The sequence below is a fragment of the Caproiciproducens faecalis genome (assembly GCF_019448085.1).
Lineage (GTDB): Bacteria > Bacillota > Clostridia > Oscillospirales > Acutalibacteraceae > Caproiciproducens > Caproiciproducens faecalis.
In genome coordinates this window covers 185,522-207,240 of sequence record NZ_JAGFNZ010000002.1, presented here as the reverse complement: position 1 = coordinate 207,240, position 21,719 = coordinate 185,522, and the positions used below count along the sequence as shown (strand labels likewise).

Below are 21,719 nucleotides of genomic sequence, written 5' to 3'. Positions count from 1 at the left end.
AGGAGGGGACATTTATGATAAAAAGAGCAGTATGCTTCCTGATGATTCTGCTGATTGCGGCTGCCGCCCTGACCGGGTGTTCATCCGGGAAAACATCACAGAGCGCAGGAGAAGGAACGCAATCCGGACTGAACCGTGAAAACCGGCAGGAAGGGACGCGCGGGGGCGTAAAAGACAGCGGTGCACAGGGGGGTTCCTCTACGCAGTCGCAGAATCAGATCATCGGGAAGGTGACTTCCATTGTAGGGAACGAAGTGGAACTGGAAACTGGAACCATGTCGGGGGAAAGCGGTACGGCTTCGGGTAAATTCATGTCGTCCGGCGAAACAAAAACGCTGCTGATTCCCGTGGGCCTTTCCCTTTCTGGCTCCGGCACGGGTGGCACGGGAGCAACCGGAAGCGCAGAGGGAGCGGGTACGGCAGGTGCTCAGCAGGGAACCGCGCAGGCGGGTGGAACTGCAGCCGGGCGTACGGCCGCGGCGGCAGGAACGGGAACAGCCGGCAGCCGGTCGGGTTCGGCAAAAACCGGTTCCACAACGAAAACAACGGCCGGTACCGCCGCGGCGGGAACAACTGTGAAACGAACCAGCGGGTTTTCCAGTATTACCGCGGGAATGGTGCTGCGGATTTCCCAGAAGGAAATCAACGGAACGCTGACGGTTGTCAAGGTGGCTGTTGTTTCAAAATAACCGAAAGGGTACCTGAAATGGAAAATATCATTACTATGAATCAAATTCACAAATCCTATAAGGTCGGCAGCGATACGCTGGATGTGCTCAAGTATATTTCGCTCGATGTGGAGTCCGGCGAATATCTTGCCGTTTTGGGCCCTTCCGGCTCTGGGAAAAGTACGCTGATGAATATCATCGGCTGCATGGACAGCTTTCAGGACGGAGAATATTTTCTGACGGGACAGCCGGTTCATCAAATGAACGACGCGCAGCTGACACACCTGAGAAACCAGCAAATCGGATTTATCTTTCAAAAATATCACCTGATACAAAAGTACGACGTACTGCAGAACACCATGCTCCCGCTTCTGATCCGAGGGGAAACCCGCAAAAAGGCGGAGGCGCTCTCCATGGAAAAGCTGGAGATGCTGGAAATGGACAAAAGGATTCACCACAAGCCGAATGAGCTGTCCGGCGGCCAGCAGCAGCGGGTTGCCATTGCCCGGGCGCTGGTCGGAAAGCCCAAGCTCCTGCTTGCCGACGAACCGACCGGAGCGCTTGATTCCGCAACCGGCAAAGAAGTGCTGAAGCTGTTCAGTCAGCTCAATGAGATGGGGAATACCATTGTCATGATTACCCACGACCTGCATGTAGCTTCCCACGCAAAACGGGTAATCAATATTGTCGACGGCGAACTTTTTGAAGACGAAGCCGCTCAGTAAAAGAAGAATGGAGGGCAACTGCCATGTTTAAAAATAGGAAAATCGCGGTGCTGATCCCGATTCTGACGATCCTGCTTGCGAGTTTTTCAGCGGCCGCTTTTGCGGATTCCGTGCTGAATGACGAAAACAGCGCCGCGTCGGTTACACTCAACGAAATCTCGCTGGTACAAAACACCAGCTATGTCAGCGAGGCTTACTTTGGCGTCATCTATTTACGGGTGGACGACGACAGCGTTGTGCGGGCCAGCACGGATACACAGGGCCATGTGGTCGTCACCGCCGTTGCCGCCGGTACGACCAAAATACGGTACTATTACAGAACCCTTGCGGAAAGCGATTGGACAAGTGCGACGCTGCCCGTCACCGTAACCGGTACCTCTGCGGCGCCCGCGGTGTCTTCGACCGGTCTGGTGTTTTCCCAGAGCAGTGTGAAAATCGCAAAATTCGGCGAATATACGCCGGACAATATTACCCTGAACGGGAGTAAGGCGGAGGCTTCCTCCCTCGTGTGGGTATCCTCTTCCACAGGCGTTGCCACCGTTGACGCTTCCACCGGCAAGATTACGGCGGTCAGCGGGGGAACCGCGGTGATTTACGCCATCGACCCGGTGACCAAAGCCGCGGCGGATATCAGTGTTTCTGTATATTGATTGTGAATAAATGCCGCGTCTTTCCGCCAAAAATGCAGGAAAATTGCGGGATTGCTTGATTGTGAAAAAATCCTCGAAACCGATCTGAGAGGAATATTTTACGGCAATTTGTGCAAATGCCCCATAGGAACCTCTTATTTCTACAAACTATCAGCATTATTCTGCAACTTTCCTCTTGCAAACTTGCAAATAAAATGATAGAATAAATTTGTTTAAAGCAAAGGCGCTTGACGGAAATGGGTTAGGCGCCTGTCTTTTTATCCTATTGCTTTTCCCCTTTACAGTGTTTTGGCAGAAAAGCATAACAGTGCAACTCTGTAAAAGCGCAACCCTGTTAAAGCAAAAATCGGATAAAGAATGATTGAAGAGAGGTTTTAACGATGAAAAAGAGTAAAAGACTGCTGGCTGCGGTTCTCGCGGCAGTCATTGCCTGCGCTGGCCTGACGGCTTGCTCGGGCGGCAGCAAGAGCAGCGCACCGGCACAGAGCGGCGCGGCATCTGCGGCGGATACCGGCAAAAGCAGAGCACAGGATACCCTGATTTACGCGCAGGGCTCCGACCCAAGAGGTCTGGATCCGGCACTCGTGGATGACGGTGAATCCGCAAAAATTATGGTAAATATCTATGAGGGTCTTCTCAAGTACGACAAAGACTCCACAAAGGTTCTTCCTTCCCTTGCTGAATCCTGGGATGTCAGCGACGACGGTCTTACATACACTTTCCACCTGAAAAAGGGCGTAAAGTTCCAGGACGGCACCGATTTTAACGCGGAAGCCGTTAAATTCAACATTGACCGCCAGATTCCTCCGAAAGTAACGGAAGACATGGGCTATGCCGGATTTGTGTTCGGCTCTGTCAAAGATGTTGAGGTTGTGGATGCAAACACGGTAAAAGTCAACATGAAAGCCGCCTGCACTCCGTTCCTGAACAACCTGGCCATGTCCCTGGGCGCGCCGATGGTCAGCCCCAAAGCCCTGCAGGACAACAGCAACAACGTCAATGAGCATCCCTGCGGCACCGGCCCGTACAAATTTGTAAGCTGGACCAAGGGCCAGAACGTTGTTCTGACACGCAACGATGAGTACTGGGGAACCAAGGCTCTGACAAAGAATGTAATCTTCAAGTTTATTAAAGACAACTCCGCAAGAGTAGTTGCCCTTAGCAACGGTGAAGCCGATATGATCGACGGAATCGACGCAACAGTCGTAAGCCAGATTGAAAGCGCGGGAAACAAGATTTACGAAGCTCCCGGCATGAACATCAACTACTTGGCTTACAACACCACCAAGGCTCCTTTCACCGATGTAAAAGCCCGTTCGGCTGTTTCTCAGGCAATCAATGTTCCTGAGCTCGTCAAGAGCCTGTATCAGGGCTATGCGGATCCCGCAACTTCCGTTATGCCCAGCTTTATGCCCGGATACAGCGACAGCATCAAGCAGGTTTCCTTTGACCAGGCGGCTGCCAAGTCCGCGCTTGCCGCTGCCGGCGTAAAGACCATTCACATGATTACCTACACCAATCCAAGACCGTACAACACCGCAAACGGCCAGGCGCTGGCAGAAGCTATTCAGGGCTACCTGCGCAACGCGGGTGTGGAAGCCACGATCGACGCTTATGACTGGGCTACCTACAAAGAGAAGGTCAAGGCCGGTGATTACGACATCTGCTTCTACGGCTGGACAGGCGACAACGGCGACCCGGATAACTTTATGAATCTGATGGCTGACAAAGACCCGACCATGAACGTTGCCCGTTATGACAACGCCGACTTCAAGGCACTGATCGCCAAGGGACTTGCCACAAAGGCCGGCGACGAGCGCAACAACATTTATACGGATCTTGAAAAGAAAGCCGCCGAAGACGCCGTTTGGCTCCCGATTTCCCATGGCAAGACTCTTTGCGGCTACAGAAGCAACGTGAAAGATTTCTACTACCACATGACCGGTGTTGTATTCCTTTCCGGTGTTTCCAAAGGCTAACTGGTGTTTATAGACAAAACGCAGATTTCTGTTTGAAATGATTCTATGAATTGCCGGAGGTTGTTCATTACGACTTCCGGCATCCTTGTTTGTTATGATGCAACGAAAGGTTGTTTTAAATGTTCAAGTATATCGTCAAGCGCATATTGATGCTGATTCCCGTGTTGCTGGGAGTTTCTGTCATTGTGTTCTTAATCATGCGGGTATTTTCACCGGATCCGGCTCCGATTGTTCTGGGGCAGCACGCGACGGTGGAAGCAGCCAACGCGTGGCGCGCGGCAAACGGTCTGAACGCCCCGCTTTACATCCAGTTTTTTAACTTTATCAAGGGCGCCGTCACCGGCAACCTGGGAACCTCATACTACACAAAGACTCCTGTTACAACTGAGATTTTTTCTCGTTTCCCGGCGACGATCGAGCTTGCGATTGCCGCTATCATTTTCGCGTCCCTTTTCGGCATCATCATCGGCGTGATTTCCGCAGTGAAAAAGAACTCCTTTTTTGACCATGCGGGTATGGTGCTCGCGCTGGTCGGCGTTTCCATGCCGATTTTCTGGCTGGGCATTTTGCTCATTATCCTGTTTGCGGGGGTATGGCATATCCTGCCTTCCGGAGGAAGAATCGATCCGCTTCTTCAGCCCATGGCGGCGTCGGGCTTTTACCTGTACGACACGCTTTCCATTGGGGATACGGAGGCTTTCGTCGACGCGCTGAGGCACCTGATTTTGCCGGCTCTGGCACTTGGCATGTACTCCATGGCCATTATCACCAGGATGACCCGTTCCAGCATGCTGGAAACACTGAATCAGGATTACATACGCACGGCACGGGCAAAGGGTGTTTCCGAAGGAAAAGTGATTACTCACCACGCGCTGCGCAACGCGATGATCCCCGTCACCACCGTCATCGGCCTGCAACTCGGCTCTCTTCTGGGCGGAGCGGTTCTTACGGAAACGGTGTTTTCCTGGCCGGGTATCGGCAATTATACGGTAGAGTGCATCCTGAAATCGGACTTTCCGGTGGTACAGGGTGTGGTTTTGCTGATTGCCTGTATTTTCGTACTGATTAATCTTGTCGTAGACGTTGTTTACGCATTCATTGATCCACGCATCAAATTTTCCAAGAAAGAAGGTTAGCTTGTATGACAAAGAAGAAAGCAGAGCAGCCTACAGAATCATCACAGGCAGCCGTCGTTCTCGAAAAACCGGAGTCCCAGTTAAAAGAGATGTGGGAATCGCTTAGCGAGGACAAAGCAGCGATTACCGGTTTGGTTGTTATCACTTTTTTGGCGCTGCTCGCAATTTTTGGCCCGTTGATTATGCCGTATGATCCGAATTTTTCGGACATGACAAAGAGCTTTGTGCAGCCGGGCGCCGAGCACTGGTTCGGAACCGATCAGCTTGGCCGTGATATTTTCAGCAGAATTATTGCCGGTACGCGGATTTCTTTGACTGTCGGTCTGAGCGCGGTCGCCATTTCCCTTACGGTTGGCGTCGTGCTGGGTTCCATAGCGGGTTACAGCGGCGGAAAGACAGATACCATTATCATGCGTTTTATGGACATGATGCTGGCTATCCCATCTATTTTGCTGGCTATCGCCTTTATGGCGGCTTTGGGCAAGGGCATCGATAAGGCGGTTATCGCCATCGGTTTGGTTTCCATCCCCGAATACGCGCGTATTGTACGCGGATGTATTCTGTCCGTGAAAGAAAACGACTATGTGCAGGCGGCGCGCGTGATCGGAAACAAAAACAGCCGCATTATTTTTAAGCATATTCTTCCGAATGTGCTTTCCTCCATTGTAGTCAGGGCAACACTGGGTATCTCTACCGCGGTACTTGACACCGCCGCTCTGGGCTTTCTGGGCCTTGGCGTGCAGCCGCCGGCGGCTGAGTGGGGCGATATGTTAGGCAGAGCGAGGGGCTTTATCTTCACCGCGCCCTACACGCTCATTTTCCCGGGCATTGCCATTACCCTGACGGTTCTGGCGTTTAATCTGCTTGGTGACGGTCTGCGCGACGCGCTTGACCCGAAATTTAGAAAGAATTAGGGGCGGTGAAGTTTTATGTTGCTTGAAGTAAACCATTTAAAAACGGAATTTCAGCTGAAACATGGCACCGTCAAAGCCGTGGACGATATCAGCTTCTCATTAAATAAAGGCGAAATCCTGGCAATTGTGGGCGAGTCCGGTTCCGGAAAGAGCGTGACCTCCCTTTCGGTTATGGGCCTTGTACAGGAACCCGGTGAAGTAACAGGGGGAGAGATCCTGTTTAAGGGCGAAGACCTTCTGAAAAAGAATAAGTCGGAGATGCAGGCGATCCGCGGAGACCAGATTTCCATGATCTTTCAGGAGCCGATGACTTCTCTGAATCCCGTATACCGGATTAAAGACCAGATCATGGAGAGTATTATGACACATATGAAGCTCTCTAAAAAAGAAGCCTGGGAGCGCGCCGTCCATATGCTCGACATCGTCGGCATTCCTTCCCCCGCGGAGCGCGCAAAAGATTACCCGCACCAGATGAGCGGCGGTATGCGCCAGAGAGTGATGACCGCGATGGCGCTTTCGTGCCGTCCGGAGCTGCTGATTGCGGACGAACCCACCACCGCGCTGGATGTGACGATTCAGGCTCAGATTCTGGATCTTCTTTACCATATGCGTGAAAAATTCAACATGGCCGTTCTGCTCATCACTCATGACCTTGGCGTCGTGTCGGAAGCGGCCGACCGTGTCATCGTCATGTACTGCGGTAAAATTGTAGAGGAAGCGGATGTAAGAACTCTGTTTGAAGAGACGATGCATCCCTATACGCTCGGCCTTCTCCGTTCCATTCCCCGGCTGGAGGATGAGAGCGAAGAGCCGCTCTATATGATTAAGGGCATGGTGCCGAACCCGCTGAAAATGCCGACCGGCTGCGCTTTCTCCGACCGCTGTGATAAGTGCATGGATCGCTGCCGCAGGGAAATGCCGGAGCTGATTGAAAGGAACGGTCACAAGGTACGCTGCTTCCTTTACGAAAATGAACCAGAGGAGGCGGAAAAGCATGAGTGAAGTATTGGTAGAGGTCAAGAATCTTGCGAAATATTTCAACCTGGAAAGTGACTTTTTCGGCCGTCCGACCAGCGTTCTAAAAGCGGTGGACGACGTATCGTTTTCTATTCACAAGGGGGAAGCATTCGGTCTTGTCGGTGAATCCGGCTGCGGAAAAACCACCATCGGAAAAATGCTGGTGAATCTTTACACCCCCACGCGCGGAGAGATCGTTTTTGAGGGTACCGACCTGACGAAACTGTCCGAAGAAAAGCGGCGTGGGTTTTGTAAGGATATTCAGCTGATTTTCCAGGATCCCTACGCTTCACTGAATCCGAGAATGACCGTTGGTGATATCATTGCGGAGCCGATTAAAATCAACAAGCTGCTTCCCAGCAATGAGATTGAAAAAAGGGTCACTTATCTTTTAAACTGTGTCGGACTGGCCAATCATCAGAGAAACCGCTACCCGCATGAGTTTTCCGGCGGACAGCGCCAGCGTGTCGGAATTGCCCGCGCGCTCGCCGTACAGCCAAAACTGATTGTCTGCGATGAGCCGGTTTCCGCGCTGGACGTTTCGATTCAGGCACAGGTGCTGAACCTTCTGGATGAACTGAAGGAAGAATTCGGCCTGACTTATCTGTTTATTGCGCACGGTCTGAACGTGGTGAAACACATCAGCGATCGTGTGGGCGTTATGTATTTGGGAAAACTGGTGGAAATTGCGCCTAAAAAGGAATTGTATTCCAACCCGCTCCATCCTTACACACAGGCTCTGCTTTCTGCGATTCCATTTATTGGCCCGACAAAATCCAAACAGCGCATTATCCTGACCGGCGATGTGCCAAGCCCGATCAATCCCCCGGAGGGCTGCCGTTTCTGCTCGCGCTGCTTCAAAAAAACAGACGCGTGCGACGGGTACATACCGGAGCTGCGGGAAGTGTCCCCGGGACATTTTGTGTCCTGCCGTCTCTACGACGAAACATGATAATGCAATATATAAAGAAACCGGGCTGCTTTTTAGCAGCCCGGTTTTTGCGTATACAGTGATTTATTTTCCGAGGTATTCCATACCGATTGCGTCCGCCGCGAGGATGGCGTGATAAAGCTGTTCCGGTGTGACGTCGCCAAGCATATTGTGAATGGATTCGCCGGGCGCGCAGGCTTTTTCCGCTGCGGTCATCACCCTTGTCTTATCGGTTACGCCGACTTCCGCCAGTGTGACGGGCAGCCCGACGGACACGCAGAAGTCCATGACTTCCTCAACTTCCTCCATGGGGGCGTTTTCCAGAACCAGCTGGGCAAGGGTGCCAAAGGCGACCAGTTCGCCGTGCATGGTCTTTTCACATTCCTCCAGCGCGGTAAAGCCGTTGTAAACCGAGTGGGATGTCGCAAGCCCGCCGTTGTCCGCGCCTACGCCGCTAAGGTAGGTGTTCGCTTCAATGATTGCTTCCACAGCCGGGGTGAGGACTTTCTGCTCGGCCGCTTTCTTTGCCTTGTAACCGTTTTCCAGAAGGGTGTCGTAGCAAAGCTCGCAAAGCGCCATTGCCGATTTTGTAATGCCCCCGTTCTCAAGGCTGGGGGAATTGGTTTTCAGGCACATTCTGGCTTCAAAGTAGGTGCCGAGGGCGTCGCCCATGCCGGCGGTCAGAAAACGCACGGGTGCGTTTACGATGATTGAGGAATCCACAATGACAGCGTCCGGATTTTTGGGGTAAAAAATATAATTGGAGAAGGTTCCGTCGTCATGGTAAATAACCGACAGGCCCGTGCAGGGCGCGTCCGTTGCGCAGACGGTGGGAATAATCACAACCGGAAGCTTCTCGTAGTACGCGGTTGCTTTTGCCGTGTCGATCGCGCTGCCGCCGCCGATTGCGCAGATGACGTCAATATGGTTGTCTTTTGCGATTTTCTGCATTTTTGCGATTTCTCCGGTGGAACTGATTCCTCCGAACACTTCAAACATGATTTTTGCATCTTTGCCGTCAAAGCTTTTTTCAATCTTGGGCTTTGCGGCCTTAAATCCGCTCTTACTGCAGATAAATAAAAAGGATTTGCCAAGGTCGTTTACATGATCGTACAGTTCCAGCAGCGCGTCTTTTCCCTGTACATATTTGGAAGGGGCTCTCATCAGTTTCAGCATCGTTTCATCTCTCCGTTATCATATCATTTAAAAAATCAACAATGCAGAGAAATTTCAAGGCATCAATAATCCGTGTATTTCTCTAAATTGTTAAATTGCTAACGATATTTATTATAGTCTAAAATTTAACAATCTTGAATTCAAGAAAGAAATATCAGTATTGTTTCCGCATTTTCCGGAATTAGTCATTCAAACTGATTTTAACAGCTGCTCTGCGGAAGAAGGAAAGCCGCAAAATTAGTTCCGGTTTAAAATTTTACCGGGTGAAGTTCCCTCTTTTATAAACACATAAACATAATAAAAAAAATAATACTATCATCATTCAATTAATTAAGAGAATGATGATTTGTCAGATCCTTCTCAGACAGGAAACCTAACAGGTCTGTTCATTTAGAAATTGTTATTTAAAATTGCCAAAAGCCCTTGAAAAGGACGAGATGACATGGTATGATAATAAACGAACAAAGATTGTTATTAATTTAACAATTAAGCAATTAAAAATTTAGGAGGAATACGCAATGGCTCGATTTACTTTACCAAGGGATATCTATTTTGGACCCGATGCAATCAGCGAACTGAAAAACCTGAAGGGTTATCAGAAAGCTTTCATCGTTACCGGCGGCCATTCCATGAGGAAAACCGGTTTTCTGCAGAAGCTGGACGATGTTTTGAAAGAAGCCGGACTGCAGACCTTTATTTATGACGGCGTTGAGCCGGATCCGTCCATTGAAAGAGTGTACGACGGAGCCAAAGCGATGCGTGAATTTGAACCTGACGTCATTGTTGCCATCGGCGGCGGTTCCCCCATGGACGCTGCAAAGGCAATGTGGGTGTTCTACGAGTACCCTGAAAAGACCTTTGAAGATATTAAGAATCCGTTTACTATGCCGAAGCTCAGAAAGAAAGCCATCTTTGTCGGTATTCCCTCCACGAGCGGAACTGCTTCCGAAGTAACGGCATTCTCCGTCATCACGGACTATTCCACAGATATCAAATATCCTCTGGCTGACTTTGAAATCACTCCGGACATTGCTGTTCTGGATTCCGATATTCCAATGACCATGCCGAAAACCCTGACCGCCCATACCGGGATGGATGCCCTGACCCATGCGATTGAAGCGTATGTTGCCTCCGCCCGTTCGGACTTTTCCGACGCGCTTGCACTCAAAGCCATTTCCAGCATCTTCGACAGCATCCTTGATTCCTACAACGGCGACGCCGAAGCACGCGGCAAGATGCATATTGCCCAGTGCCTTGCCGGTATGGCGTTTTCCAACGCGCTGCTGGGCATTGCGCACAGCCTTGCCCATAAAACCGGCGCGGTGTTCCATATTCCTCACGGCTGCTGCAACGCCATCCTGCTGCCGAACGTCATCCAGTACAACTCCAGAGTCTGCATGGAAAGATACGCGCAGATCGCCAGGGAAGTCGGCCTGCCGGGCGCTACGGACAAGCAGCTGACCAATTCTCTAGTGGATGCTGTCCGTGAGCTGAATAAAAAGCTCAGTATTGCTCCGACCTATCAGGAAAACGGTGTCAGCGAAGAGGACTTCAACGCCCACTGCAAAGAAATTGCGGTGAATGCCGTCGGCGACCCCTGCACCGGTTCCAATCCGAGAGCGACCGACGCGGAAAACATGCTCAAGGTTCTCACCTGCGCTTACTACGGTCAGGACGTTACGTTCTGATTTTTCCCTTCCCAGCCTAATCTTTAGAAAAAATCGTCTGGCTTCGGTCAGGCGATTTTTTTTGTATAAAAATTTTTAGAAAAATAAATGTTTGTAGCCTCGGATACCGTATTAACAGAAAAGAGATGCTATACTGATGTCAACAAATCAAACGGAGGAACGATGAATGAAAAGAAATATAGTTCATATCGATTCAGATAAATGCAATGGCTGCGGTCTGTGCGTCAGCGCCTGTCAGGAAGGCGCCCTGCAGCTGATTAACGGAAAGGCAACACTCGTTAGTGACAGTTACTGTGACGGACTCGGCAACTGTTTGCCGGAGTGCCCGACCGGAGCAATTCAGATCATTGAGCGCGAGGCCGAGGAGTACGATCAGGAGCTGGTCGATGAAAAAATGAAACAGAATACACAGCAGCCCCATTTCGGAGGATGCCCTTCCATGCGTATGAAAACATTTGACCGCGCACCTGCTGCGGTTCAGCCTGCCGCCCCGGCAGCCGCACGGTCGGAGCTGCGCCAATGGCCGGTTCAGCTGAAGCTGGTCGCGCCCAACGCGCCGTACCTCCAAAACGCGCACATAGTTATCTGCGCGGACTGCACGGCGTATGCCTGTGCGAATATTCATCAGTTTATGAAAAATAAAATTACGTTAATTGGCTGCCCAAAATTGGACAACATAGATTACAGTGAAAAAATTCTGGATATTTTAAACCTCAACGACATTCAAAGCATTACCGTTGTGCGTATGGAAGTGCCCTGCTGCGGAGGAATCGTCAACCATGTGAAAACAGCCCTGCAGAAATCCGGTCAAATGATTCCGTGGCACGTTGTTACCATTGCTACCGACGGTGAGATCTTAGATAACTAATTGAAGGAGGAATTTGTAAATGTTTTGTTTTCAGTGTGAACAAACCGCCGGAGGAACCGGCTGCACAACAATGGGGGTCTGCGGAAAAAGCAACGTGACCGCCGATTTTCAGGATGAACTGACCGGTGCGTTGATCGGCCTTGCCAAAGCGGCGGGGAATTCCGGCAGAACGAAAAAATCCGATGAACTGATTCTGAGCGGCCTGTTTATGTGCATTACCAACGTGAATTTTGACAATGAGGCAATTGAAGCCCTCACCAATGAGATTAAAGCGGAAAAAGCATCCCTTGCACCCGGCTGCACTGCCTGCAGTTCCCACTGCGGCGGCACGGACGACCTGGACATGGCGCAGCTTTGGAGCGGTGACGAGGACCTTCGTTCCCTGAAATCCCTGCTTCTGCTCGGAATGAGAGGAATGGCAGCCTACGCTTACCACGCCTATGTGCTGGGTTATACCGATGACGAGGTGACCGGGTGGTTCTATAAGGGCCTGACCGCCATTGATTTCGAGCAGGACGCAGCCCGCCTTCTGGAGCTTGTCATGGAGTTCGGCCAGATCAACCTCAAGTGCATGGCGCTGCTTGATAAAGCAAATACAGAAGCCTATGGCAACCCTGTTCCGACCGAAGTAACCAATACGATTGAAAAGGGCCCGTTCATTGTTGTTTCCGGCCATGACCTTTACGACTTAAAGCAGCTATTGGAGCAGACAGAGGGCAAGGGCATCAACATTTATACTCATGGCGAAATGCTGCCCGCGCACGGCTATCCCGAACTGAAAAAATACTCACATCTGAAGGGAAATTTCGGAACCGCATGGCAGAACCAGCAGAAGGAATTTCTCAATGTTCCCGCTCCGTTCCTGTTTACAACAAACTGCCTGATGCGCCCGATGCCGTCCTATGCAGACAGAGTTTACACGACCGCGGTGGTCGGTTACCCCGAAATGCCGCACATCGGCGAAGTCGACGGGAAAAAGAACTTCAGCATCGTGATTGAAAAGGCGCTGGAGCTGGGCGGATATGAGCAGGACGTGCATATGCCCGGTATCAACGGCGGTGAAAAGCTGATGACCGGTTTCGCCCACAACACCGTACTGTCGGTTGCCGACAAGGTAATTGACGCGGTAAAATCGGGCGCCCTGCGCCATATTTTCCTGATCGGCGGATGCGACGGCGCAAAGCCGGGAAGAAACTATTACACCAAGCTCGTGGAGCTTACCCCGCCGGACAGCGTTGTTCTGACCTGCGCCTGCGGCAAATACCGCTTCAACGACATGGATATGGGAACGCTCGGCGGACTGCCGCACATCATGGATATGGGCCAGTGCAACGACGCGTACTCCGCCATCAGGGTTGCGGTCGCCCTTGCGGAAGCCTTCGGCTGCGGCGTCAACGATCTGCCGCTGTCCATCGTTCTTTCCTGGTATGAGCAGAAAGCGGTCTGTATCCTGCTGACCCTGCTGTCACTTGGGATTACCAACATCCGCCTGGGCCCGACGCTTCCCGCGTTTGTATCCCCGAATGTCTACAAGATTCTGGTAGAAAAATTCAACATCATGCCGATTACCACACCCGAGCAGGATCTGGCGGCTATGCTGAAATAGGAGGAAAGCCATATGCAAAAGAACTACATCAAAAATATTGATTTTTCCACTGCGCTGAATCTGGCGGAGCTGGTAACCTATCAGCAGGGTCAGGTAGTCAGCAAAACGCTGGCGCAAAATCCCGCGGTCAGCCTGACGCTGTTTGCGTTCGATCAGGGGGAGGAAATCAGCTCCCATGAGTCGAACGGCGACGCCATGGTCACTGCTTTGGACGGCGAAGGCGAAATTACCATCGGCTCCGAAAAGCATGTCCTGAAGGCGGGGCAGACCATCATCATGCCCGCAAAAGTTCCGCATGCGGTTTATGCTTCCCAACCGTTCAAAATGTTCCTGACAGTCGTATTTCCTCAGCCTGAATGATTCCGTTTTTCCGGTCTCCGGGTCGATTCCTCATCGTCCGGAGGCCGAATTTTGTTTTTGATGGAAGCCGCCATATTGCCATTCCGATGCGGTTTTTAAAAATTTTTTTAGCACTCGAAATTAAGGAGTGCTAAAATTAATAAATCCGTCATAATTTATATGATGATTTTTCATAATCTTCGGATATAGTAATAATTGTCAAGGGAAGCAAAGGCTCCCCGAAACAAATAAATATTTGGAGGTTTTTATGATGTTTGATTTGATGCCGTTTGGACGCAGGGAAAACAACTTGTTCAACTATTTTGATAACATGGAGAAAAACTTCTTCGGCGATATATCGCAGGGGCTTTCCTCCTTCCGTACCGATGTGATCGACAATGGTGACAAGTATTTGCTGAAAGCGGAGCTGCCGGGCTTTAAGAAAGAAGATATCAAAATTGATATTGAGGGCGACAGGCTGACCGTCAGCGCGGAGCACAAGGATGAAACCGAGGAGAAAAATGATAATTACATTCGCAGGGAGCGCAGGTACGGTTCGTTCTCCCGCAGCTTTGATATTTCCAATATCAAGTGCAATGAAATCTCCGCGGAGTACAAGGACGGAATTCTGGAGCTCAGTATGCCGAAGCTGGAAAGTGTAGTGCCTGAAAGCCGCAGGATTGAAATCCAATAATAGTAACGGCCAAAGCCGTCCGGGAAGTGACCCGGGCGGCTTTTTTCTGTTGCTTGAAGGGCGCGGCTGTTCCACTAGTGACTGCGCGCGGCAATTGATTTACCTCCCTGATTTTGATATAATGAAAACAATAATAAGGAAACGAAATTCCGGGGGCGTGAAGGAATGAATAAGATAAAAATACTGCACTGTGCCGACCTGCATCTTGGCGCGGAGCTTTCCTCACTGGGGAGCAAGGCGGGGCAGCGCAGAGAAGAAATGCTGATGACGTTTGACGGGATCGTCTCCATCTGCAGAAAAGAAAATGTGGAACTGCTTCTGATTGCCGGGGATTTTTTTGAAAGCACCGGCCCGGATTCCGTGGTGGTTCGGTCGGTGAAAAAAGCGCTGTCTGAAATTCCGGAAACAGCGGTTGCCATCGCTCCGGGAAATCACGACTATGTTTCGCTGGACTCTCCGTATGCCGACCAGGACTGGCCGGAAAACGTACATATTTTCCAGTCCGGCTTCGACTGCTTTGAGCTGCCCGGCAAGGGCGTGCGGGTATGGGGCGCCGGATTTACCGGGACTTATGTTACGGAACCTCTGCTGGGAGAAAGCGGTGCGCCAGAGGATGATCTGCTGAACATCTGTGTCCTTCACGGCGATCTGGTCGCCGAAAACCAGTCCAGCAATTACAATCCGGTTACCCCGTCCCGCATCCGGTTCAGCGGGATGGACTACCTCGCGCTCGGCCATATCCATATGCGTACGGAAATCCTGCACAGCGGTAAAACCGCTTACGCCTACTGCGGCTGTCCGGAGGGCCGGGGCTTTGACGAGCTTGGGGAAAAGGGCGTATATATCGGTACTGTGATGAAGGACAGGGCGGAACTTGCTTTCCGTCCGGTCTGCCGCAGGAAGAACCTTGAAGTGCGTGTGGACATCGGCGGGGTGTCGGCCAACAATGAGGCGGCGGCCGTCGTTCTTCACACACTGCAGCAGCAGTTCGGGGAAACGTATGCGGACAATCTTTATAAAATCATTCTGGAGGGTGCTCTGGACGTTTCCTATTCGCCGGACTGCACCGGGGTTGCGGCAAGGCTGGAAAACGAACTGTATTATGTCAAAATTAAGGATGAAACGCACCTGCAGGCGGATCTGGGCGCTTTGTCCAGGGAAACCTCCTTAAAGGGAATTTTTGTCCGCCGCATGCTGGAAAAAATCAATGCCGCGTCAGGAGAACCGCAAAAGGAACAGTGCCGCCGCGCGCTTGACATCGGCCTGAAAGCGTTTGACAGCGAGGTGAAGCGCAATGAAAATTAATCAGATTCATATCGGACATTTCGGCAAGCTGAGGGAATACACGCTGGATTTGGCGGACGGTTTTCATATTTTATACGGGAATAACGAAGACGGCAAAAGCACGATTATGGCTTTCCTCAAAATGATGTTTTACGGGTCGGAGGGCAGGAGCAGCGACCTTTCCAAAAATCCGCGCAAAAAGTATCAGCCCTGGGACGGCGCCAAAATGTCCGGGTACATCACGTTTGAGGACGGCGGGATTGTTTATCGGCTGGAAAGGCTTTTCGGAGCCTCCAACGCGACGGATAAAATCAGTCTGTGGAACACGGCGACGGGGGAAAAGGAAAAGATCTCCGGCAGTGCCGACCTTGGACAGCGCTTTTTCGGAATCGGTGCCGCAGCGTTCGAAAAGAGCGTGTTTATCGGACAGGCGGGGAGTATGGCCGGCGCGGACAGGGATGATGAAATCACCCAGCGGCTTCTGAATCTGGTTTCAACAGGGGATGAAAGCGTGTCTCAGAAGCGGGTGGAAACCCGCCTGCAGGCCGCTATGAATGAACTGAAATCCAAAAGCGGCAGAATCGGTATACTGGATAAAGGCTATCAGCAGCTGGAGCAGCTCGCGCAGGAGCGCGCCTCCGCTTTGTCGGACGAGGAAGAGAAAAAACAGATGCAGCGCCGGTACGCCGAACTGAATGAGAAGAAAGAAGCGCTGGAGAAGGAATATCGGAAATATCAGTCCCAGTCCGCTCTGCAGGAGAAGCTGGTTCAGCTTCAGAATCTGGACAGAACCATTCAGAAACAGAAAGAATTTGAAGCACAGATACAGATGTACGAAGAGAAAGCCCGGCTTCTTACCGCGGGGAATCCCGCGATTGACGACACGTTTATTCAGAATGCGGAAGAAATGACCGCACGAATTCAGTCCCTGCGCGAGCTTCTGGAAGAGCGGAGCCGGAACGTGCGCGCGCTGGAGCAGGAAGACCCTTCCGCCGGTGAGCCGGTTGAGGAAATATCACCGGAGGTGCTGGAAGAAGTTAAAAATTACGGCAAGGAATGTGCACACGCCCAGCAGGTGATTCTTACCCTGAAAGAAGCCATCCGTTCCGCCGCCGAAGCACAGAAAAAGCAGTCGGATCTGGCGGAAGCGGAAAAAACGCTGAACGAGCAGACGCAGCAAAAGCAGGAACTGGAAAATGATTTCCGTGAAGCATCACGCGAACTGGAAGAGACCAGAGTGTCTTATTTATCCTGTCAGGAGGATTCCGAACGGAAAAAGAAAGAATTTGAGCTTGCCAGACAGCGCAGAGAAAGCGCAAATGCGGCGCATCAGTCCGCGGAACAGAACTGGAAGAGTGTACAGGCTCTTTCCGCGCAGAAAATAGAAATGGCACAGGAGCGCCTGAAACAGGCCTCTGTTCCCCGTCAGGTGATGGTCAGTGAAAAAGCAGGCCATGAAATAAAGACGGGGTTGCTCGTCGGCGCCGTTCTGGTTGCCGCGGCGTCTGTCGCACTGGGCGTTCTTTTGACACCCGTCTGCTTCGCCGGAATTCTTCTTGCCGGAATAATGGCCATTGCGGCTTTTGGAAAAGCAAAAAACAGAACCGTGGCAACCACTGTTGTGGATCAGGCGGAAACCGACGCGGCACAATCCAATTTGGAAAATGTGCGGAGGACTGCGGAACAGGAAACAGAAACCGCAAAAAAAGCTTGGGAGCAAGCTGCGGGAGAATGGCAGGCGGCGTCTGCCAGAGTGGAGCAGGCACAGAGCTCCTCCCTACAGGCGGAAGAACTCTGCCGTATGGCGATGGAGCAGATGACTGCGGCGGAGCGCAGAAAAAATGAACTGGAACTGAGGCTGGGATTTACCGGCGAAAAGCTTGCCGGTCTTGCCGATGATGTCCGGAAAATTGGGTCGGAACTTCCGGAGGAAAGGGCACAGCTTCAGGACGACCTTTCCAGCCTTCAGGCAAAATTGAAGGAGGAAACGGAGCGCGAAGCAGCCCTTGCCGCCGCGGCGCAGACACGGCTGCAGGCTCTGGGTTGCCGTACGGCGGAGGAGCTTCAGGAAAAGCTTATGCGGTACCGCAGCTATCAGGCGCGGGAAGTAATGCGGCAGGAGAACCGGAACCGGGCAAAAGACGCCGCCGCACAGGCGCAGGAAAACCTTAGGGAACAGACGGATGCCTTCCTTTCGTTCGTAAGCGCGTACCGTCCGGTTTTCTCTTATGAGGAAGCGGCAGGAAGCGTACAGGAACTGAAAAACGGAATGGAAGAAATCCGGTCCGCACGGCAGAAAATTAACAGTCAGTCGGAGTACCTTGCCGAGCAGAGACAGGGAAAGTCCCCTGGGCAGATTGAGCAGGAAGCGGGGGAAGTGCGGGCGGAAATTCTCCGTGTGTGTCAGGGCAGCCTGCCTCAGCCTCTGAACGAGCAGGAGGAGGAACAGCTGAAGAACCTTGGCGCTGACTGCCTTGACCGCCTTCAGAAAACAAGGGAAGATCTGGTTCAGACAGCTGCCGAGATCAAAAACCGGTTTGCGGGGAAAAGAAACGTCAGCGAGCTGGAGGAGGAAACGGAGGATCTGAATCGCGAAATTTCGGAGAAGGAGTCGGAGTATCAGTGCCTCAGCCTTGCGAAAGAGACGCTTACAGAGGCATTCAATGAAATCCGCCAGAGCTTCGGCCCTCTGCTGAACGAAAAAACCGCGGAGATTTTCAACAGCATCACGGGTGGAAAATATCAGAATGTCATCGTTTCCAAGAATTTCGATATTAATGTGCAGGATGCGGAAAACGCGGTTTCCCACGAATGGCAGTACCTGAGCAGCGGTACGGTCGATCAGGCGTATTTTGCGCTCCGGCTGGCGGTTGCCGAGCTGCTGTCCGGGGAAGGAACTAGGCTGCCGCTGATGTTGGACGATGTCTTTCTGCAGTACGACGATGAACGGACCAGACAGGGGCTGAAATTCCTTGCGGACTACGCCGGGGAAAGCAGAAGTTCCCAAATCATTCTTTTTACCTGCCATCAAAGCGTTTTGGAGCTGGCAAAACAGGATGGTCTGCCGGCTGTGACCAGAAATATTTGAAAGTTATTATCGCAAAATTATTTTGGCAAAAAAGTCCGAAAATTGTGATTATTTACCGATAAATGGAAATAAATGGTTTGATTTGTAATTGTTTTATGGTATTATAAATAGGAGTAAGGAATTATCTTTGGCAAACCTGCTCGGGAAGTAATGGAAATTTCGTTATCTTGGAGGAGTTTTCTGTGAAACGAAGAATCAATACACCCATAACAGCTGTTTTCGTTATTGCTATTTTTGTTGGGCTTATGATTCTGTGTTTCAGCAGATATTCATTTTTGCTTAATAGAATTTTTGAAGAAGAAGTACAGGAAGATTTGCGTTCGAATACCCGCTATAGCGCTGAGATTATCCAGACACAGCTGGAGAAGACAATTTCATCCGTGAAACTGGCGGCTCAGGCAATCGGTGCGGATAAGGCTTCACTGGACAAAACCTCTGCGGAAGAACTACTTGCCCAAATGAAAGACACGGATTCTTTTTCCACCCTGGCGGTGGGGCTTCCTGACGGCACCTGCTATCTTGCGGGCGGGCAGACAATCCAAATCGGCGGCTGGCCCTGTTTTAAGCAGGCGATGAGCGGCAAGGAGGCTGTTGCGGTCGTGCCGGGGCTCGGAACGGACGGAACCAACAGCATTGCTGCCGCAGTACCCATTCGCAGCGGAGAGAAGATTGTCGGTACAGTCAGCACCATCATCCCCGCAAAATCGTTCAGCGAGTTTATCAAAACGAAAATTCCCGGTGAAAAAGGGAACAGCTGGCTGATTCAGGGGGACGGTACGATTATCCTTTCACCGGATTCCCAGCATATCGGTGACAATATCTTTTCGCTCACAAGCCCCGCGCTGAAGGATGCTTCTTCGATCAGCCGGATCAAAGAGGCTATGAAAAGCGGGCAGGCGGGAAATTTCCATTACTATACGAATCTTGGGGAATACTATGTTTCCTATTTGCCTGTGGGTGCGGGGGACTGGTATCTTTTCGGAACGGTTTCCCTCAATGCCGTTACGTCAAGGTCCAATAAAGTGCTAACCTATACGGTTTCGCTGGTCGTCAGGCTTGCCATTTTACTGATTCTGCTTGCGGCCTATATTATTCTGTCAGAACGGAAGAATAGGGAAAAACTGCGCACAAAAAACGACGAGTTGAAGAGCACCAAGGTGGAGCTGGAGACCTTTGTTGCCAACCTGCCCGGCGGCGCGTTCCGTTTCAGCGCGGATGAAAACGCGGAATTCCAGTTTGTGAGCGACGGCTTGCTGAAGATGCTGGGGTATACCCGGGAACAGTTCCTCAGCACCTACGACCATTCCTTCTACAACATGGTGTATGAGGAAGATCGGCTCCGGGTGATTGACAGCATCCATCACCAGATTTCCAAAGAAAATTTTGCGGAAGTGAAGTACCGGATTGTTACAGCGCAAGGGGCCGTCCGCTGGCTGCTGAACCGTGCCAAAATCGTTACCCACGAGAACGGATACCGTGAATTCTATGCGGTAGTGGTGGATATTACCGAATCCAAACAGGCCCATAAAAAAGCGAATGACATCATGACTCAGCTGCAGACGCTTGCAAACAGCATTCCGGGCGGCGTTGCGCAGTATCTGTATGATGGCGATTTGAAACTTCTCTATGCGAGCGACGGGTTCTATAAGCTGACAGGGTACACCAAGGAGGAGTATGCGCTTCTTCCGGGTGAGGAAGGAATCCGCAACGTCCACAGTGAAGATGCTCAACTTGTTGCGATTCTACTGAAAAAGCAGATCGAAGACAACCGGCCCGTCACCGCGGAATTTCGCATGGTGAAGAAGGACGGCGGCGTCATCTGGGTTTCTCTGAGCGGAACACACACCGTCAATCAGAACAATCAGGTGATTTACCAGTGCGTTTACACGGACATCACCTCGCTCAAGCAGACACAGGAAGAGCTGGAAGTGGAGCGGGAACGCTACCAGATAGCGGAGAATCTCTCGGACGATATTATGTTTGAGTATGATATTGTGACCGACCGCATGGATTTCTCTCCGCTTTTCACCGCGCTTACCGGGCAGTATCCGCATATTTCTAATTTCCTTAGAGACATCGGACAGAATCGGAGTATCTGCAAGGATGACCTGTCCCAGTTTGGGTCGCTGTTAAAGGAATTCCGTACGGGCAACACGGAGCATGAAATCGAGTTCCGTTTCATTACCAAAATGGGTCAGCCTGTCTGGCACCGGGTGAGAGCCAAGATTATGTATGATTCCTACGGAAAACCGAGCAAAGCAGTCGGTAAGGCCTATAACATCGACAGCCAGAAAAAGGAAATGCAGAGGCTGATGGACAAGTCGCAGCGCGACCCGCTGACGAACCTTTACAACAAGACGGCAACACAGTCCCAGATTGAAGATCATCTTTCGGCTTCAAACTCCTTCGGTGTCCATGCGCTGATGATGGTCGATGTGGATAACTTCAAGGCGATCAACGACCAGTTCGGCCATCTGGCCGGGGATGGGGTTATCTGCGATATTTCTGCAAAGCTTCAAAAACTGTTCCGCACGTCGGATGTGGTTGGGCGTATCGGCGGAGATGAATTTCTTGTTTTCCTTCGTGACATTGCCACGGATGACCTGATTGCGGAAAAGGCGCAGGCTATGTGCGAAATATTCCATCACACCCACGCAGGCGGGCACTTGGAGTACAGAATTTCCGGCAGTATCGGCATTGCGCTGTACCCTTCCGACGGAACAACGTATCAGGAGCTTTACCCAAAAGCGGACAGCGCGCTTTATAAGGCGAAAGAACAGGGGAAAGACCGTTTTGCGTTTTATTCCGACATACCGGATAGTGAAAAATAGATCATCCTTTTTAAGCTGCATGGAAAAACAATTCCATGCAGCCTTTTTATTTCAATGGCAATAAAATGGGCCGAACTGTGAATACTAAGTAACGGCTAAGAAAGAAAAAACAGGGGAAAGGTTGT

At 51.2% G+C, this 21,719-nt stretch carries 17 protein-coding genes; 16 read left to right on the top strand and 1 reads right to left on the bottom strand.

Going from position 1 to position 21,719, the window contains the following annotated elements:
- The first annotated feature begins 14 nt into the window (after positions 1–14).
- From J5W02_RS05325 to J5W02_RS05290, 8 genes are all read left to right on the top strand, one after another.
- Positions 15–689: a hypothetical protein gene (locus J5W02_RS05325; protein WP_219964646.1), complete on the top strand. Its 675-nt coding sequence runs from the start codon at positions 15–17 to the stop codon at positions 687–689.
- Between the two features lie 35 nt (positions 690–724).
- A complete protein-coding gene (locus J5W02_RS05320; RefSeq protein WP_330659688.1) occupies positions 725–1,393 on the top strand; it encodes an ABC transporter ATP-binding protein in 669 nt (222 codons plus the stop codon).
- Between the two features lie 23 nt (positions 1,394–1,416).
- Positions 1,417–2,043 (top strand): hypothetical protein, encoded by a 627-nt coding sequence (locus tag J5W02_RS05315; RefSeq protein ID WP_219964644.1) that lies wholly within the window; start codon positions 1,417–1,419, stop codon positions 2,041–2,043.
- A 380-nt stretch (positions 2,044–2,423) separates the two neighbouring features.
- Positions 2,424–4,022 (top strand): ABC transporter substrate-binding protein, encoded by a 1,599-nt coding sequence (locus tag J5W02_RS05310; protein ID WP_219964643.1) that lies wholly within the window; start codon positions 2,424–2,426, stop codon positions 4,020–4,022.
- A 119-nt stretch (positions 4,023–4,141) separates the two neighbouring features.
- Entirely contained in the window at positions 4,142–5,158 is a 1,017-nt protein-coding gene (locus J5W02_RS05305; protein ID WP_219964642.1) for an ABC transporter permease, read from the top strand.
- A 5-nt stretch (positions 5,159–5,163) separates the two neighbouring features.
- Positions 5,164–6,072 (top strand): nickel transporter permease, encoded by a 909-nt coding sequence (gene nikC / locus J5W02_RS05300; RefSeq protein ID WP_219964641.1) that lies wholly within the window; start codon positions 5,164–5,166, stop codon positions 6,070–6,072.
- A 15-nt stretch (positions 6,073–6,087) separates the two neighbouring features.
- On the top strand, positions 6,088–7,074 hold the full coding sequence (locus J5W02_RS05295) for an ABC transporter ATP-binding protein (RefSeq protein WP_219964640.1): 987 nt from the start codon (positions 6,088–6,090) through the stop codon (positions 7,072–7,074).
- Positions 7,067–8,041, top strand: coding sequence for an ABC transporter ATP-binding protein (locus tag J5W02_RS05290; protein WP_219964639.1), 975 nt, complete (start codon positions 7,067–7,069; stop codon positions 8,039–8,041). Before J5W02_RS05295 ends, J5W02_RS05290 begins: the two co-directional genes overlap by 8 nt.
- A gap of 63 nt (positions 8,042–8,104) precedes the next feature.
- Here the strand turns inward: J5W02_RS05290 and J5W02_RS05285 are convergent, their stop codons facing one another.
- Complete coding sequence (locus tag J5W02_RS05285; protein WP_219964638.1) at positions 8,105–9,196, bottom strand: glycerol dehydrogenase; 1,092 nt, start codon at positions 9,194–9,196, stop codon at positions 8,105–8,107.
- Positions 9,197–9,714: 518 nt separating this feature from the next.
- Here J5W02_RS05285 and J5W02_RS05280 point away from each other — a divergent pair.
- The 8 genes from J5W02_RS05280 to J5W02_RS05245 all read left to right on the top strand — a co-directional run bounded on the left by J5W02_RS05280 (position 9,715) and on the right by J5W02_RS05245 (position 21,594).
- The gene (locus J5W02_RS05280) at positions 9,715–10,884 is read left to right on the top strand and encodes an iron-containing alcohol dehydrogenase (protein ID WP_219964637.1); all 1,170 of its coding nucleotides are present in this window, start codon (positions 9,715–9,717) and stop codon (positions 10,882–10,884) included.
- A 166-nt stretch (positions 10,885–11,050) separates the two neighbouring features.
- Entirely contained in the window at positions 11,051–11,752 is a 702-nt protein-coding gene (locus J5W02_RS05275; protein ID WP_219964636.1) for an ATP-binding protein, read from the top strand.
- A 19-nt stretch (positions 11,753–11,771) separates the two neighbouring features.
- Positions 11,772–13,358, top strand: coding sequence for a hydroxylamine reductase (gene hcp, locus J5W02_RS05270; RefSeq protein ID WP_219964635.1), 1,587 nt, complete (start codon positions 11,772–11,774; stop codon positions 13,356–13,358).
- A gap of 12 nt (positions 13,359–13,370) precedes the next feature.
- Positions 13,371–13,718 carry a cupin domain-containing protein gene (locus J5W02_RS05265; RefSeq protein WP_219964634.1) on the top strand — a complete coding sequence of 116 codons (348 nt, stop codon included), beginning with the start codon at positions 13,371–13,373 and terminating at the stop codon, positions 13,716–13,718.
- A gap of 247 nt (positions 13,719–13,965) precedes the next feature.
- Positions 13,966–14,391: an Hsp20/alpha crystallin family protein gene (locus tag J5W02_RS05260; protein WP_330659686.1), complete on the top strand. Its 426-nt coding sequence runs from the start codon at positions 13,966–13,968 to the stop codon at positions 14,389–14,391.
- A 165-nt stretch (positions 14,392–14,556) separates the two neighbouring features.
- Positions 14,557–15,696, top strand: a complete 1,140-nt coding sequence (locus J5W02_RS05255) for a metallophosphoesterase family protein (protein ID WP_219964633.1) — start codon at positions 14,557–14,559, stop codon at positions 15,694–15,696.
- Entirely contained in the window at positions 15,686–18,763 is a 3,078-nt protein-coding gene (locus J5W02_RS05250; protein ID WP_219964632.1) for an ATP-binding protein, read from the top strand. Before J5W02_RS05255 ends, J5W02_RS05250 begins: the two co-directional genes overlap by 11 nt.
- 275 nt (positions 18,764–19,038) lie before the next feature.
- Positions 19,039–21,594 (top strand): diguanylate cyclase domain-containing protein, encoded by a 2,556-nt coding sequence (locus tag J5W02_RS05245; RefSeq protein ID WP_219964631.1) that lies wholly within the window; start codon positions 19,039–19,041, stop codon positions 21,592–21,594.
- Positions 21,595–21,719: the final 125 nt, after the last annotated feature.